Genomic DNA, 16340 nt, shown 5'->3' on the forward strand with positions numbered 1-16340 from the left:
CCCTGCGGCTGCTGAGGCAGAATCCTCGACCGGCCGAACTGGCCGCGTTTCCCTCCAACTTCGATGAGTGTCGAGCGGAGCCTCGCCGGGACGACGGGGCTCACTGTGGAATCGGCACCGCCGGGGCCTTCGGCAGGATGAACTCCGCGGCGGCTCCGACCCCCTTCGGGGGACTGAACGACGGCGTGGCTCGCTCTGCGCCGTCCGGACCGAGCCCCGCCACTACTTCCGCCTTCGCCTTCGCATCCGCCTCCGCATCCGCGTCCGCTTCCCGGGGGATGGGCACCGGCACGGCCGCCGACGCCGACGGAGGGCTGAACGCGGATGCTGGTTCTGTCGCCCGCGGCGCTCCGGCTTTCGTCCCGCCGTAGGGCACCGCGGGTGCGCGGTCCGGGACGAAGCCGTGTGCGCGGCGGGCCAGGTCCGCAGCGCCGTAGCGGTGGCAGTCCTGGTGCCACTTCAGGATTCCGGACAGCCAGTTCTGCAGCTGCACCACATAGCCGTCCATGATCCCGCGCGCCTCCTCCGAGAGCTTGAAGTCCTCGTACAGGATGGGCAGTTCGTGCGCGGCGACGTGCTGGAACTGCTGCATGCGCTGGGTCATCAGGTCGTGGATGATGCCGAGCCCGGTCGGGTAGTCGCAGCCGAAGAAGTTCTGCACGACGAGGATGGCGTTGTGGACCTCGCCCTCGTACTCGATTTCCTTCTGGTACGAGAAGACGTCGTTGATCAGCATCGCGTAGTCGATGGCGGCGTTCTCCAGCGACCGGACGGGACCGCTGCGGTAGACCTCCTGCGGAACCTTGGGGCCGTGGCCCAGGCGGCACAGGTTCAGGGTGAGGTCGGAGCCGAAGGTTGCGCGGCGCATCTCCAGGTAGTCGATCGGGTCGGGGATACGGTGCTGGAGCTGGTTCGACAGCTCCCACACCCAGCTCTCCGTCATCTTGTCCACATCGCCCCGGAGCTTGCGCCGCGCGTCCGGCGTCATCTGCGCCGTCGTACGCGCCCAGAGGTCGAGAAGGCCCTGCTCCATGGCGTTGACCGGCAGCGGAGCCGGCTCGCCGTCGAGTGGCATGCAGGCCGACAGACGGTCGGTGGTCAGCTTGGCGGCCGCCAGGTCGCGGCGGTGGCCGAAGACGAGCGGGTAGTAGTCGTCGCCGTACGTGCCCCAGGCCAGCCACTGCGAGCTGAGGTCGAGGGCCTCCTCGGTGGCGTCCGGGTGGATGCCGGCCGCGCACAGCGGAAGGTCGTACGCCTCCAGCTTGTCCTCGTCCCAGACGCCCTCCTGGAGCATGCCCTTCTCGTGCATCCAGCCGGTGAGGCGGTCGCGGGCGCCGTCCAGGTGGGGGCTGAGGGAGAGTTCGAAGGGCATGAGGAAGTCGGGGAGCTGGGACGGGCCGACCTTCTGGTACGGGACATGGGTGTACCTGCGCAGCCGCTCCGCGCCGGCCGCGGAGAGCAGGGCGCCGACGTCGACGGCGGAGGTGCCGAACTCGGCGAGGCCGAGCGGCCGACTGCCCTCCATCGCGCCCTCGTTCATGTAGCGGCTGGAGCGCAGGTGCCACTCGTGGCCGCCCGACTGCCAGTCCTGGAGCCCCTGGGTGTAGGCGGCGACCGCCGCGACCTGGTCCGGGGTGAGGCCCTTCTCCACGGCGAGCGCGGGCACCTCGGTGAACGCCGTGTGCTCGAACTGGTGCAGGCGCGAGGTGAGGATGTCGTTGACGGTCTCGGCGGCTTGCTGGGTGGTGCAGCCGAAGAAGGTCTCCAGGACGAGGATGCCGTTGCTGAGCTCGCCCTCGTCCTCGACCTCACGCTGGTACGAGAACAGGTCGTTGCGCAGATGCACCCCGTCGGAGAACGTCTCCATCAGCACCCGCAGTGGCCTCGACCCGGCGACGGAGGCGGGCACTTCGGCGGTCGCGTACTCGACGAGCCCCGCCGACCAGGGGGCGCCGCCCACCTTGCGGCGCATCTCGATGTACTCGACGGGGTTGGCGATCCGCCCCTCATTGATGTTGGAGAGCTCCCACAGCGACTCATTGAGCAGATGCTCCGTGGAGACCGAGAACCTCCGGCGCCACTCCATGGACATCGAGGGCACCGTGCGCGCCCAGAGGTCGGCGAGCCCCGCCTCGACCGGATTCTCCGGCTCCGGTACGGGCGTCGAGAGGTCCAGCGGCATGAAGAGGGGCAACCGGTCCAGGTAGGCCTTGCCGCCGTCGCGGTCCTGGGTGCGTTTGAAGGTCTCCAGGAAGTGGTCGTCGAAGAAGAACACCCACACGTACCAGTCGGTGATGAGCGAGAGCGCCGGGCCGTCGCAGTCGGGGTGCGTGTACGCGCAGAGCAGCCCGTAGTCGTGCGCGTCGAGATCGGACCGGTCCCAGATGCCGGAGCCTTCCAGCATGCCCATTCCGCGCGCCCACTCGACCGTGTGGGCGCGTGCCTCGTCGAGGTGCGGGTTCAGCCGCGCGGGATACGGCATGTAGAAGTGCGGGAGTTCGAACGGCTGCGTCATGGCCGGGCCCTACCCAGGGCCCTTCGGCGGCATCCACAGGCCGGGACATGATCACACCATCGCGTGAATTGATGCGTAAGACTGACCGGCAACTGGAGGGTGGGAGAAGGAGCGGGGTCTGGTGCGTGCAGCTGCAAGGCGGAGGAGGGAGTGATGGCGGAGCCATCGCGACCGACGACAACGCGGCAGATGTGCGTGCCGGACCCCGCGACGCCGCCCTCCCATTGCCGGTCGGTCTAAAGGTTGAGCTTCGCCAGATCTCAGCTCCGGGCCTGGATCAGCGCGTGGGTGCCGCTCGTGCGCCAGCGCTGCTCCTCCGTCGCCACGAGTTCCGCCTCCGTACGGGCGTCCAGACCGACGATCACGTCCGACTTGAGGGTGCGCAGGGCGGCGACCGGGCCGGGGAAGTAGGCGGTCGGCACGGCGAAGGGCGTGGTGGCCGGCCGGAGTCGGTCGCCGATGAGGCGACGGTAGTTGAGGTCGCCCTTCATGACGGTGACGTCGGCCTCGGCGAACTCCCGGCGGAGGTCGTCGGGCATGTCGGCGTACGGCAGCGGGGCGCAGGAGAAGGCGTGGGCCCGGACGGTGAGCCGGCCGTCGGTCATGGCCGACCACAGGCGCCGGCCGGACTCACCGGCCGCCCCCTTCGCGTTCGTGAGGTGGCGCAGGGCGTCGACCACGTCGGCGGTGGTGGCGTCGGACACGTAGTACGGGTACGGCTTCACGTGCAGGACGGTCCGCTCGACGCGTCGGTGGCGCAGGAGGTGGTCGATGAGAAGCAGGTCGGGGATGAGTTCCCGGCCGGAGTTGTCCGCGACCAGGCAGAGGGTGCCTCCGGAGAACAGTGACCGCAGCACGTCGCTGTCATTCGCCACGAGTTGCGAGTCCGTCGGCGTCTCCCCCTCGGCGCCGGTCATGCGGAAGCCGAGGTCGGCGCGGTTGCCCCACAGCGAGCCGTGCAGCAGTGCTACCTCCTGGTCCTCGACCGACTGGTGCGCGAGTTCGTCCAGCGCCGCCAGTTCCTCGTCCGCCTCCGGTGTGTCGAACTCCGCGAGCTTGAAGGGACGGAAGGGGTCGATGCCCCTCCAGGGGCCGGGGGCGAAGTAGCCGACGGCTTCAAGGAGTTGGCGGTAGAAGTAGCTTTCGGACCAGAGGAAGGGCACATCGAACCAGGAGCGGCCGAAGTACGCCGGCCCACCCCACCTCTCCCACTGCTCCCGGTCCGCCGCCCGCGTGCCGAGCGGCTCGATGGCGCCGTCGGTGGCGCTCTTCAGCAGGGCGTCGAGCGCGCGGTGCTGCTCGGGGCCGTACGGGAAGGCGTCCCGCACCTTGCGGATGAGTGCCGGATGCCGCTCGGCCAGCACACTCCACGGGAACGAGCCCGGCGCATTGCTGAGGATCACAGGCGCGTCGACGGGTTCAGACATGCGGCTCACCGTACCGGCCGAGCCGGGACCGGCCGAGCCGAAAGGGGCGGTCGACGCACACGCGTCGGCCGCCCCTCCCCCCATATGCCCCTGAGCCACGCTCAGAAGGTCAGTTTCCAGCTGTTGAGGGTGCCGGTGTCCTGCGCGGCCGTGTCCTGGACGCGGAGCTTCCAGGTGCCGTTCGCGGTCTCGCTGGAGGCGTTCACGGAGTAGGTGGTGTTGACGTTGTCCGCGGAGTCCGAGGTGCTCGAGGCCTTCAGGCGGTACGTCGAACCGTCCGGCGCGACCAGGTCGAGGACCAGGTCACCGCGGTAGGTGTGGGTGATGTCGACGCCGACCTGGAGGGCCGACGGCGCGCTGCCGCTGATGCCGCTGACCGCGATGGAGGACTCGATCGCCGAGCCGTTGTCCGGGATGGAGACGGCCGAGCCATTGGTGAAGGTGGTGCCCCCCGTGGAGCCACCGGAGCCGCTCACCGCCTGCACCGTCTTGGCCGCGTCCGCGAGACCGGCGCCACAGCCGCCCGAGCAGGCCCCGGGAAGCGCACGGGCGTTGGTCTTGATGGCCGACTCGATCTGGGCCGGGGTCAGCGAGGATTTCGCCGACATCATCAGCGCCGCCAGGCCCGCGATGTGCGGGGTGGCCATGCTGGTGCCCTGGTAGTACTCGTACGACTCCGAGGACGGCGTGCTCGCGCCGGAGTTCAGTGTGGACAGGATGCCGTTCGCGGTGCCGGTGCTGGTCTGGCCGCCGGGCGCCGAGATGTCCACGAGGGAACCGTAGTTGGAGTACGAGGCCTTGGCGCCGGTGCGATTGGTCGCGGCGACCGAGATCACGTTGCCGCAGTTGCCCGGCGAGTGGTTCGCCACGTTGTCGTTCTCGTTGCCGGCGGCCACGACGACGGTCGTACCGCGGTTCACGGCGGCGGTGATGGCGCTCTGGGTCGCCGAGCTGCAGGCGCCGTCGCCGCCCAGGCTCATGTTGATGACCTTGGCCACGTTGGCGTTGGCGGGAACACCGGAGACGGTGCCGCCGGACGCCCAGGTGATGGCGTCGATGATGTCGGAGTCGTAGCCGCCGCACTTGCCGAGCACACGCACCGGGGAGATCTTCGCGCCGTACGCGATGCCCGCGATGCCCTTGCTGTTGTTGGTGACCGCGGCGATGGTGCCGGCCACATGGGTGCCGTGCCAGGAGGAGTCACTGGCCGGGACGCCGGAGCCGCACTCGTTGGCCGCGTAGTAGTCGCCCGGGTCGGCCGGGTTGCTGTCGCGCCCGTTGCCGTCGACCGAGACCGCGGTGTCGGAGATGAAGTCGTAGCCGGCGACGATGTTCGCGGCCAGGTCGGAGTGGGTGACGTAGCCGGTGTCGATGACGGCGACGGTGACGCCGCTGCCGGTGGCGGTGGTCCAGGCACCCGGGACGTTCATGCCGGCCGTGGACTCGAAGAGGTCCCACTGCTTGGCGTACTCGGTGTCGTTCGGATCGGCCTTCGGCGTGTTCAGGCGGTCCGGTACGGCGTACGCGACCTGCGGGTCGGCCTGGTACTGAGCGATGACGTCGGCGACGTCCTTCTTGCCGAGCTCGTCGCCCAGGTCGACGAGGGCCGCGCCGGTGCCGAGGCGGCGGGTGAAGTCGAGATTCTCGCCCGCCTCCTTGCCCTTGGCCTCGGCGTCGGCGGAGGCGGCGGAGTTGGACTTGGCCTCGGCGGCACCGGACTTGTAGCCGACGATGAGGCGCTCGGCGGGAGCGGCCACGGCCTGTGCGACGGCTTGTGCGGCCGGGGTGACCTCGACGTTGTCAGTGGACGTCGGGGCGGCGGCGACCGAGGTGGTCATTCCGGCCAGTACGGCGGCGGATATCGCGGCGACGGATATCAGCTTCCGTCCGGCGTCGCGGGAACCGGAGTGGGAACCGGAGTGGGAACCGGAGCGGGAACCGGAGTTGGAGGGGGTGGGGGTGGGACGCAAGGGCTTGCCTTTCGTGGCCGGCTCCGGGCCGCGCGGGGCATCACAATGCGTCGCGGGGCAGCACGGAGCAGCGGTCGAATCGCTTCGTCGTCGAAGCGGCGGGGGGTGCAATTCCAGAAGCGGCGCGGTGGCCGGCCATGCGCCAGCGACCAATCAGGGGTTGCCTGTGGGTCAGCTGTGATCGAACGATAGGTAAAGCCCAGGCACTACGGATACAGGGGAAACCCTCGATCTGGCCGGTAACCAACCCTCAGGGGCGGCCAGTTGACCTGGAGTGTCCACGTTCGCGCCGATCGTGGCCGTACCCGCACGGCCGCTTTCCCCCGGGTCGCGGATCTGAACACGCGGCAGCTGGTTCCCGTACTTCACGGTGCCCCCGCTTCCCGACTTCCCCCACCCGCCGAGGAGACCCACCGGATGACCGCCCACCGCACCGCCACCGCGGCCGCCGTCGCCGTGGCGACTCCACTGCTTCTCATGACGTGGGCTGTGGGTCCGGCCCAGGCGCACGGCGCACCGACAGATCCGGTCAGCAGGGTGGTGGCGTGCTCGCCCGAGGGCGGCAGCCGGATCCAGAGCGCGGCCTGCAAGGCGGCGATCGCCGCGAACGGCGCGCCCTTCACCGCCTGGGACAACCTCAGGGTGGCCGGCGTCAACGGCAGGGACCGCCAGGTGATCCCCGACGGGCAGCTGTGCAGCGGAGGCCTGTCCGCCTACCAGGGGCTCGACCTCGCCCGCGCCGACTGGCCCTCGACGCGCCTGACGCCGGGCGCGTCCTTCACTCTCGCGTACAGCTCGACGATCCCGCACACGGGAACCTTCAAGCTGTTTCTGACCAGGCCCGGGTACGACCCGGCCAAGCCGTTGAAGTGGTCCGACCTGCCGGAGAAACCGTTCGCCACAGCCACCGATCCGGCGCTGGTGAACGGCGCCTACCGCATCAAGGGCACGCTGCCGTCCGACCGGACCGGCCGCCAGATGCTCTTCACGATCTGGCAGAACACGAGCACGGCGGACACGTACTACTCGTGCTCGGACGTGGTCTTCCCGGCCGGTGGCGGTGGTACGGGGGCGGCCGTGCCGGCGACCTCGGCGGCGGCACGGCAGACGTCTTCGCCGTCGCCGTCGTCTTCGCCGTCGCCGTCGCCGTCGCCGTCGCCGTCGTCGAGCAAGACGGCACAGGAGACCCAGAGTGCGACCACGTCACCGGCACCCGCGCAGAAGACCACGTCACCGCCGCCGCAGGTGACCGCGCCCGACAACCTCGCGCCGGCCGCCGACAGCTCGTCCGGCGGCGGCAGCTCGCTCCCCCTCGTCGCGGGGGCGGGGGGAGCGGCCGCGTTCCTTCTCACCGCGGGCGTCGCGATCACGTTGCGACGCCGCCGCTGAAGGTCAGTTGACGGTGACCACACCGCCCGCCTGGGTGGTGTCGGTGACGGGCGCGTACTTGGCGGTGAAGTAGCCGTTGCTGAAGCACAGGGACGAGCCCGAGGACTTCGTGAACTGCTGGTTGGCGAAAGCGATGCTGTTGTCGGTGTTGCTCGCCGTGCCGGTCAGGCTGGGCGCCTGGTAGACACAGGTGATGCTGCCCAGCAGGGTGCGCAGTACGAGGGTGGTCTGGATGGTCGAGCCGGCGGCCGGGGTGACGGTGACCGTGCCCTCGGAGGAGACCGTGGTGGTGTACGGCAGGTTGTCGACCTTGATGCTGGTGACGCCGAGGACACCGAGGACATTGCTGGTGCAACTGCTGAAGGTGTGGTCCGTGAGCGACTCGGTGGCCGCGCCCGGTGCCGTCGGGTTGTCGGTGACGGTGGCGGTGAAGCCCGAGGCGGCACAGGAGACGCCGCTCGTGCCGGTGCTGCTGGAGTAGAGCGTGGCCGCGGTGCCGCTCGCCAGCGAGGCGTTGAGGACGTCACCGTTCGCGACGGGGACTCCGCCGGTGGTGAGCACCGGGGTGTCCTCCGCGGCGGCGGGGGAGATCGCGGAGACCGAGAGCGCGGCGGCGACGCCGACGAGGGCAAGCAGGGATCGAGTACGCATGGGGGTGCCTCTTTCTCAGATTGCTCAAACGGGGTGCGGGGTTTCCCCGAACGGGGGTGCGGGGCCGGGAGGCCGCTGCCGGTGCGGCAGGAGCCGGGGGGCGCTGCCGGTGCGACAGAAGCCGGGAGGCCGCTGCCGGTCCGTGGCGCCTTCTCCACGCGACGGACCAGCAGCGGCATCAGGACCACCGGACACGGCCCCAAAGGGGGGAAGGCGGCCGTTCCGGTGCCATGGGGGGAGGTGGTGGAGGAGGTGAGAGGGATCGCGCGGCACGTTCAGAGGCGTCACATACGCCCCGCGACAAGGCGGGGGCCGGGAGGGTGACAATGCGCCGCGCTGCGGATCCGGCGCCACGGATCCGGGGGAAACAAGGGAGAGTTGTAGACCTGATGAATGGTCAACGTCAAGATGCAGCAAGGAAGTTGAAGGTCAGCGCGGTCCGCCCAGGCACTCGTGCACACAGGTGGAACACAATCAACATCCTTTTGCCACAAGTCCCTTGACCCTCGAATGTAACCCCCGGTAACTTCCACGTCGGCTACTGCTGCGTAACGAGAAAGCCCTTGCGATCGCCGGGAGTTGTGAGGAGGCGGTGCGCGGCAGCCGCTGTCCGCGCCAGGACAACGTGCCACTGAAGCCCCACCTGCGTTGACTATGCCCAGGGAGCACACATGGCCTCGTCCTCGGACACCACGGCGTCCACCCCAGAGAACCCCGAGAACCCGGAAAGCGGTTCCGGGCCCGGCAGACGCGGGCGGGTCCGCCTGCGCCGCGCGGCGGTGATGGCGGTGCCTGCCACCGCGATCGCCGCGGGACTGATGATCCTCACCGCAGAAGGCGCGCTGGGCGTGCAGTTCGCCATCTCGGGCATGCCGTTCACGGTCACCGCCACGGAGCTGAACGGAACCGGCTTCGAGCAGTTCGGCGGCCTCGACAACATGGCCGAGGGCAGTCCGAACGCCGGCGACACCGGCGGCCAGGTCCTGATCGTCACCTCCGCGATCAAGAACGCGACGCTCACCAACCTGTGCCAGAGCGTCGACCTGGGCGGTACGAACCTGGTCATCAGGGCGGGCGGCGGCAAGGACAAGGTGCAGGCGACCCATCTGACCACCGACTCGACCGAGCTGTCGGGCGACGCGTCCTTCGACAACATCGAGATCGGCAACGACGCGAGCACGCTGACCAAGGCCGGGGTCCAAGGCCCCATCGGCGTCTTCAGCCAGCAGTCCGACACCGTCCGCATCGCCAACCTGCGGCAGACCAACTACGCGACCACCGCCGCGGTGTTCAAACTCCCAGGCCTCAAGCTCGGCTTCAGCGGCACGGGCTGCTGATGTCCTCCGTCCGGAATCTGCGGTCCGGTTTCCGGCAGTGGCGTGCGCACCGCCCCTTCTGGGGCGGGCTGCTGCTCGCCCTGGGCGGGGCGGAGATCCTCCTCACCGAGAAGGCGTCCCTGAAGGTCGTCATGCACATCGGCATGCAGGGCATGGCGGGTTACCTGCTGCCGGCGGTGATGCTGCTCTGCGGTCTGCTGATCCTCTTCAACCCGGCGCAGCGCCTCTTCTACTCCCTGCTCGGCATCCTGCTCACCCTCGGCACCTGGGTCACCTCCAACCTCGGCGGCTTCTTCATCGGCCTCCTCCTCGGAATGACCGGCAGTTGCCTGGCCTTCGGCTGGCTCCCCGACCAGGAGCCGCGCAAGCGCCGCCGCCGGCAGCAACAGCAACAGGCGGCAACCGAGGCCTAGGGCCTGTCCGGCGGATCAGGTCGGAGGGAAGCAGACTCGCCCCGGCCTGGCTCAGGGCACTGGGCGGCCGGGGCGGGAGTACCGAGGCACGGCTCCGGGATGGCGGCAAACCGCCGACTTGCGTGTACGAGCACGGAAGTTGCCCTCGTACGCAGTGAGCGCCCGGCGATCTCCCTGGCGAACCACCCGCTGGACGCCTCCGACGTCGGCCGGCCCGACCCCGCACCCTGAAGGGGCGGGCAGCCGGACACCCCACCGGCTCCCCGCCCCTTTGCCGTAGATGAAACTCAGTTCCATATCAGCGACTGGGCGTCATTATTGCGAGCGGGGAGCGAGTGCGAGGTGCGATTCCGGGGTGAACGGAGCAGCGCGTACGAACACGACGAGCACGCGGGACATCGCGCGGGCCGCCATCCGGGCCGAGTTGGCCCACGTGGCCTTCGACCTGTTCCGCCGCGAGGGCTTCGAGAAGGTCACCGTCAATGACCTGGCCGCGGCCTCCGGAGTGTCCCGGAGTACCTTCCTGCGCTACTTCGGCACCAAGGAGGACGCCGTCCTCGACGCCGTCGACGCCCAGGGCGACCGGATCGCCGACGCCCTGCGCGCCCGCCCGGCCGACGAGGACGACTGGACGGCACTGCGACACGCCCTGGACACCGTCACCGAACACCACCGCCAGGACCCGGCGGGCGCGCTCGCGATGTCCCGCCTGATCATGGAGACCCCCGCGCTGTGCGCGCGCAGCCTGGAGAAGCAGTCCGGCTGGCGCCCGGCCATCGCCCAGGCACTCTCCGAGCGCGCCGCCCCCTCGCGGCCCCCGACCCTGGGCCCACTGGTACGGGCCGCCGCCGCGGTGGACTGCCTGAACATCGCCGTCAACCACTGGACCGCCTCCGACGGCCACCTCGACCTGAACGACCTGCTCGACGAGGCCTTCGCCGCACTCGCGCCGCGATAGCCACACCCCTGCCACCCGCGCACCGCAGCGTGGGTGGCGGTGTCGTCTGTCCGGCCTCACTCCGCCCCGAGGCGCCGTGTCGGGCCTGTTGACGATGGGCCGCGGCCGAGATTTCGGCCCGCACAGCGGACCAATGCGGTTGGTTTCCGTTCACGCAGTGGCCACACTCCGGTCGTCGCCGAGCATGCCGCCTCATAACGCCCCGTTTCGTGGTCGTGAGCCACGACGAGGCGACCGTCGAGCTTCCGCGTCGAGCCGGGCGCGGCCCGGCACGTGCTGGTCGCGGCCGGGATCGGGATCACACCGCTGCTGAGCATGGCCCACCAACTGCGCCGTGCCGGCGGCCGGTTCCGGCTGCACTACTTCGCCGGCAGCCGGGAGACGGCGACGTTCGTACGGCTGCTGGAGAGCGCGGAGTTCGCCGCCGACGTCGAGTTCCACTTCGGCGTCGACCGCGGCGAACAGCCCGAGGCGCCGGCGACGGCGCCGGCCGACGCGGACCCGGCGGGCGGCGAATTCTCGTACGGAAGGGAATTCCCACGACCTGTTGTTCGAATTTCTTTGTTGGAAATTCATTTCCGTTCGACAGTCGTCCACGCCCGAACAGAAAGCACTTTCCATGCCGGGCGCCGGAGGTGATCAACTCACACCCCCCTCACAAGAAACAGAAGTCCGCAATTCCGCTACACGAATTTCCGTGCACCAGTGGCACCCCTCCGGGTCGCTCCCTATGATTGGGCCTCATTCCTGCGGGAAAGCAGGATCATGCCCGGCCATCCGCATGTCGTATGTCGGCCGGATTGCATGTACGGGGGGATCTTGCGTGACAGAAGTGCTCATAAATCTATTGGAAGCTGTCACAGTCAGAATCGAAAGCGGACGCAACGCTTCGGGCACCGGCTTCTTCATCGCTCCCGGGATTGTTCTTACCGCCTCGCACGTCGTCACCGAGGACTCCTGCGAAGTCGTGTGGGGCTCTCACCGCCGCCCGGGCACCGTCCTGTGGCGCCTGCCCGAGCACCCGCCCGGGCGGGGCACGACCAACCACCCGTTGCCGGACCTCGCGGCGGTAAGTGTCCTCGACCCGCCCCCGCACCCCTTCGCGGAGCTCGACGACGACAGTTCCGTGTGGGACGGCGAGCCCTCCCTCCTGCGCGCCGTCGGATACTCCTTGAAGTACGAACGGGAATCCTGGCAGCCGGAACCCTACGAGAACGAGACCCGCGGTCCGGTCCTCATCCACGGCGTCCCCCTGCTGCGGATCACCGACACACAACTGACCCCGGGCATGAGCGGGGCGCCCGTGCTGAACCTACGCACGGGCCGCGTCTGTGCCGTCGTCAAACGTTCCCTGCCCGACAGCCGCGACGGCGGATGGGCCGTGCTCCTCCATCCCTACCTCCACGACCGGACGTCCCCGCTGCCGGCCTGCGCGGGGCGCAGCGAGCGCTGGCGGGCCGCGCGACGGGCGAGCATCTTCCCCGACCTCGGGGAATTCCTGCACGTCCCCGTGAGCGAACCCGGCACCTTGGCACAGCAGTACGGCACGTCCTGGCTGCTGCGTCCCGAGGCCGCGATCGTGCCCTTTCACGGCCGCGAGGAATGGAGACAGCGGCTCGCCGACTGGTGCGACGACGGCGAGGAGTTCTCGCTGATGCTGCTCACCGGCCAGGGCGGCTGCGGAAAGACACGGCTCGCGCTCGATGTGGCCGCCGACCGGGGCCGTCGCGGCTGGATCGCGGGTTTCCTCGACAAACGGGCCTCGGCACAGGGCACCGCGCGTCTGGCCGAAGATGTCCGACGGCTGGACCAACTCGGCGAGCCCGTCCTCCTCGTGATCGACTACGCGGAGGGGGTGGATACCCTGCCCGACCTGCTCGACCTGCTGGCACAGCAGTTCATCGGGCCGGGCGGCCGCACGCGGCCCTCCGCCGACCACACCGCCCGGCGGCGGCTGCGGATACTGATGCTGGCACGGCACGACGGTTCCTGGTGGAGGACCATCCTGCCGCGCCGTCTCACCCACCCCGCGCTGGTCGGTCTCGTGACCCGTCCGACCGCGGTGAGACCGCTCAACGATCTCGTCGACTCCCCGTCCGGCTGGCACGACGAGTTCCGTCTCGCGCTCGCGGCCTTCGCCCGGAGACGGCCCGGCCGCATACCCGTCCACGCCGTCCTGGAGATACCCCCCGGAGACACGCCTCCCGTGCTCCAGGTGCATGCCTCCGCCCTCATGGCGGTGCTGCAGGCCGACGAGACCCAGGACGGCTTGCAGCGGGTGACGGCCGGTGCCGACGTCATCGAGAGGCTCCTGATCAGGGAGGGGAAATACTGGGACATCAGCGCCGTCGTGCACGCGATCCCCCTCCCCGAGAACCGGCGCCGCCATGCCGTCGCGCTCTCCGTGCTCCTGGGAGCCGACGACGAGGAACAGGGCACCGAACTGATCCAGCTCGGGCTCGACCTGGGGGAACTCGACAGCGGCTTCGTCGCCCAGTGGCTCGCGGGCCTGTACCCCGGCGACACGTCCGACGTCTCGCGGTACTGGTCCCCGCTGCGCCCCGATCTCGTCGGCGAACAGCTGGTGGCAGAGGAGTTCGCCGGGAAGGTGCAGCGGACGAAGCGGCTGCTCGGCGCGGTTCCGGAGGCTCGTACCCGGCAGCTGCTCACCGTTCTCGCGCGGGCCGCCCAGCATCACGAGAAGGCCCACAAACTGTTGCGGCGCGTCCTTCGTGAGCAGCCCCTCGATCACCTCCCCACCGCGATCCGGCTCGCCCCGTATGCCGGAAACCGGCTGGGGTTGATCATCCGGGAGGTGCTCGACGAGATCGAGGTGGACGACGAACTGCTCGTCGCCGTCCTGGACGCCCTGCCCATGGGGCCGGGCGACAGCGTGGAGCTGGCGTCCACCTGGACCTTCGTGCTGGACCGCGTCGATCCGGACCGGCTGACCCCCGAAATGCTCGTCGAGCAGGGGCAGAACTTCCTCACCATCGGGGACACCCGGCAGGCCGTGGCGACTTTTCGGCACGCCGTCAGCGGCTGCGAGCAGCAGTTGCGCGAGCACCCCGACCGATCGACCGAGCAGCTGACCCTGGCCTGCGCCGGACTCGGGTCCGCGCTCACCCTGCACGGGCAGCAGGAGGAGGCGGAGAGTTACTGCCGCCGCGCGGTCGAACTGTCGGAGCAGGCCGAAGTGGTCAGCCTGGCCCAGCTGTCGGCCCTGCTCGCGACGGTCGAGTCGCTGCTCGCCGCCATCCGCTGGCAAGAGGCGGAGAACCTCGCCGACCGCGTTCTCGACCTGCTGCCCCAGCTGGAGAACGGCGGCGCCAACGAGGCGAGCCGAGGGCTGGTCCTGGCCGTCAAGGCCCAGATCCAGTTGGCCCGTGGCCAGGTGGGCAGGGCCAAGGCCACCGCCGAGGCGGCGTACCGGGCCCTCCCGCCGAGCGTCCTCGCCGACTACGACCTGTACGGCGGCGAAATCGCCCGAGTGTGCGGAGTCGGCGCTCTGGTCGCCCTGTGCGTCGGCCCGGAGGACGAGGCGGCGCGCCTCACGAATGAGGCGCTGCGTCTGCTGAACTGGCTCGACGAACACGGCGTACGCTCGCAGAACCCGCTCCTCGCCCTGCTGCTGGTCCTCCGTGCCCACCAGGCCCACGCGGCCGGTGACGTACCCCGCGCCCGCGCGCTCAGCCGTCGCGCGGCCGAGCTGGCGGCCGACCGCATGGAAGCGGGCAACCATCGCGCCCAGATCCTGCTCGCGCAGGCGTTGCAAGCGCTCAGCCTGACCGGCAGCTCCGTTCCCCCCTCACTCGTGGCGCTGCTCCCCCGCTCGGACCAAGGGCACGGCACCACCTCGGCCGACGATCCGATCGGCCGCATCGCCCGCGAGACCGACCAGATCCTGGGCAGGGGATCGGCGGAACTGCTCTCCCGGTTGCTCGTCCTGTGCGCCGAGGCACAGCACCTCGCCTCCCACGACCGCGCGGGGGCCGTCCTGCGCGCACGCGAGGCACTCGACCTGATCACCGCCCAAGGGAAGGTCACGGACACTCCTCTGCCCGTGGAGACCTCGGAACTCCTCGCCGGACTCAGCCGCTGGACCGAGCCGGCACCGGGCGCCCCCGCCACCGCCTGGCACGAGGCGCGCGATCACGCCCGGCGCTGCGTGACCCTGCGCGGCCAGATCGCCGACGCCGATCCGAGCACCGGTCCCGTGGCGGCGCTGCTGGAGGAACGCGTCCAACTGGCCAGAACCGAGGAAGGCGCCGGCGACGGCCCCGAGGCGGCCCGCATCCTCGACTCCGCCGTCCATGACGCCGTGATGTCCATGGACCCGAGACCCGCCGCCCTGACCGAGGTGATCCTGCGGGCCTTGGCGGCCCACGCGGCCGTCCTGGAACGACTCGGCCGGACCCGCCCCGCACTCGCGGCGTCCGAACGGTTCCAGGCCTACCACCAGCAGGCCCCGGACGTTCTGCGGACCCTCAACCCGGCCGTCATCGGCGCGGCTCTGGTGCGCCGCGCCCGTCTCCTGGCCGTCCTGGGACGGGGAGCCGAGGCGGTCGCCGGCCTGGCGGACGCCGTACGGACGGAGTACTTCCCGCCCCACGGAACCGGCCTCGCCCCGCCGCACGCGGTCGACCCGATGCTGTACCTCGTACGGCTCCAACTAGCGCTGGGGCAGGTGGAGTCGGCCCATGACAGTGCGATCCGGGCCGAGCAGGTGTGCCGCGCGCTCGTCGACCGCCCCGGCCCGCTGATCACCGCGCTACGGCTGCGCGGACACGTACTGCAGGCCCGCGGACTCGCCCCGGCCGCGCTGGACCCGCTGCGGGAGGCGCTGGCCCTGGCCCGGCGTACCCCGTCGGCGGGGGCCGAGGTGCCCGACACCCTGGGGGACCTCGCGTCGGCCCTGCACGCGGCCGGACAGGCCCAGGCCGCGCTGGAGCACTTCGACGCGCTGATCGACCGTCACGCCTCCGCCGACCGGCCCGAGCGCGAGGGCGCGTGGCGACTGCTCCGGGCCCGGACGCACGCGACACTCGGATCCTGGGACGCGGCCGTACGGGACTGCCGGACCGCGATACGCCTGTACGGCACCCGCGGGCCCGACCGCGAGGTCCGCGACGCGCTGTCCGCCCTGGCCTACCACCTGCTGGGAGCCGGCCACCCGGCCGAGGCCCTCGACGAGGCCAACGCCGCCGAGGCGGAGGCCCGCGCGGTCGCTCGCGGCGGCACGCCCGACGACGTGCGACGGCTCTGGGAGACCATGCTGATCCGCGCGGCGATTCTGCGCGAGACGGGAGCGGACACCGGCCGCGAGGAAGGGGCGGCGGCGGCGCTGCGCGAACGCCACGCACTGGCGGCAGGGGAGTTCCCGGACTTCGTCGACAGGGCCGTGCGGGCCTGCCGGGACTCCTACGACTGACGTTCCCCCGAGACGCACGCCCCTCGCCCACCCGCCGAGCCGCCGAGCCGCCGACGACCGTCCGGGGTTCCGCCGACACGACGCCCCCGTCGTGGCGCCTGCCGCGCCACCCCCTCCACGACCCGCCTCTCCTCGCACTACCGACGCCCTGGTCCTCCGCGCACCACCGGCTCCCCGGCTGTCCCGCGCATCACCACCCACCCATCACTCCCTCGACTCCCGCGAATCTCGCGACTCCCGCGAATCCCT

The 16340-nt window shown here is 70.4% G+C and carries 10 protein-coding genes; 6 read left to right on the forward strand and 4 right to left on the reverse strand.

Annotation, left to right across the window (positions count from 1 at the left end; all coding sequences use genetic code 11):
* Positions 1–100: 100 nt before the first annotated feature.
* The 3 genes from ACX28W_RS18645 to ACX28W_RS18655 form a co-directional block, all read right to left on the reverse strand.
* Positions 101–2515, reverse strand: coding sequence for a terpene synthase family protein (locus tag ACX28W_RS18645; RefSeq protein WP_459000097.1), 2415 nt, complete (start codon positions 2513–2515; stop codon positions 101–103).
* A gap of 260 nt (positions 2516–2775) precedes the next feature.
* Positions 2776–3942: a damage-control phosphatase ARMT1 family protein gene (locus tag ACX28W_RS18650; protein ID WP_459000098.1), complete on the reverse strand. Its 1167-nt coding sequence runs from the start codon at positions 3940–3942 to the stop codon at positions 2776–2778.
* 101 nt (positions 3943–4043) lie between these two features.
* On the reverse strand, positions 4044–5780 hold the full coding sequence (locus ACX28W_RS18655) for a S8 family peptidase (RefSeq protein ID WP_459000216.1): 1737 nt from the start codon (positions 5778–5780) through the stop codon (positions 4044–4046).
* Between the two features lie 549 nt (positions 5781–6329).
* On the opposite strand from ACX28W_RS18655, the gene ACX28W_RS18660 reads away from it, so the two are divergent.
* Positions 6330–7301, forward strand: a complete 972-nt coding sequence (locus tag ACX28W_RS18660; protein ID WP_459000099.1) for a lytic polysaccharide monooxygenase auxiliary activity family 9 protein — start codon at positions 6330–6332, stop codon at positions 7299–7301.
* A 3-nt stretch (positions 7302–7304) separates the two neighbouring features.
* On the opposite strand, the gene ACX28W_RS18665 is transcribed toward ACX28W_RS18660, so the two are convergent.
* Positions 7305–7952: a Tat pathway signal sequence domain protein gene (locus tag ACX28W_RS18665; RefSeq protein WP_459000100.1), complete on the reverse strand. Its 648-nt coding sequence runs from the start codon at positions 7950–7952 to the stop codon at positions 7305–7307.
* Positions 7953–8623: 671 nt separating this feature from the next.
* On the opposite strand from ACX28W_RS18665, the gene ACX28W_RS18670 reads away from it, so the two are divergent.
* The 5 genes from ACX28W_RS18670 to ACX28W_RS18690 all read left to right on the forward strand — a co-directional run bounded on the left by ACX28W_RS18670 (position 8624) and on the right by ACX28W_RS18690 (position 16091).
* Positions 8624–9289, forward strand: a complete 666-nt coding sequence (locus ACX28W_RS18670) for a DUF6230 family protein (protein ID WP_459000101.1) — start codon at positions 8624–8626, stop codon at positions 9287–9289.
* A complete protein-coding gene (locus ACX28W_RS18675) occupies positions 9289–9702 on the forward strand; it encodes a DUF6114 domain-containing protein (RefSeq protein ID WP_459000102.1) in 414 nt (137 codons plus the stop codon). The genes ACX28W_RS18670 and ACX28W_RS18675 overlap by 1 nt, the downstream gene beginning before the upstream one ends.
* Before the next feature lie 355 nt (positions 9703–10057).
* Positions 10058–10660 (forward strand): TetR/AcrR family transcriptional regulator, encoded by a 603-nt coding sequence (locus ACX28W_RS18680; RefSeq protein ID WP_459000103.1) that lies wholly within the window; start codon positions 10058–10060, stop codon positions 10658–10660.
* A 273-nt stretch (positions 10661–10933) separates the two neighbouring features.
* Complete coding sequence (locus ACX28W_RS18685; RefSeq protein WP_459000104.1) at positions 10934–11299, forward strand: hypothetical protein; 366 nt, start codon at positions 10934–10936, stop codon at positions 11297–11299.
* A gap of 142 nt (positions 11300–11441) precedes the next feature.
* The gene (locus tag ACX28W_RS18690; protein WP_459000105.1) at positions 11442–16091 is read left to right on the forward strand and encodes a trypsin-like peptidase domain-containing protein; all 4650 of its coding nucleotides are present in this window, start codon (positions 11442–11444) and stop codon (positions 16089–16091) included.
* Positions 16092–16340: the final 249 nt, after the last annotated feature.

It is taken from the genome of Streptomyces sp. SD15 (assembly GCF_054462255.1).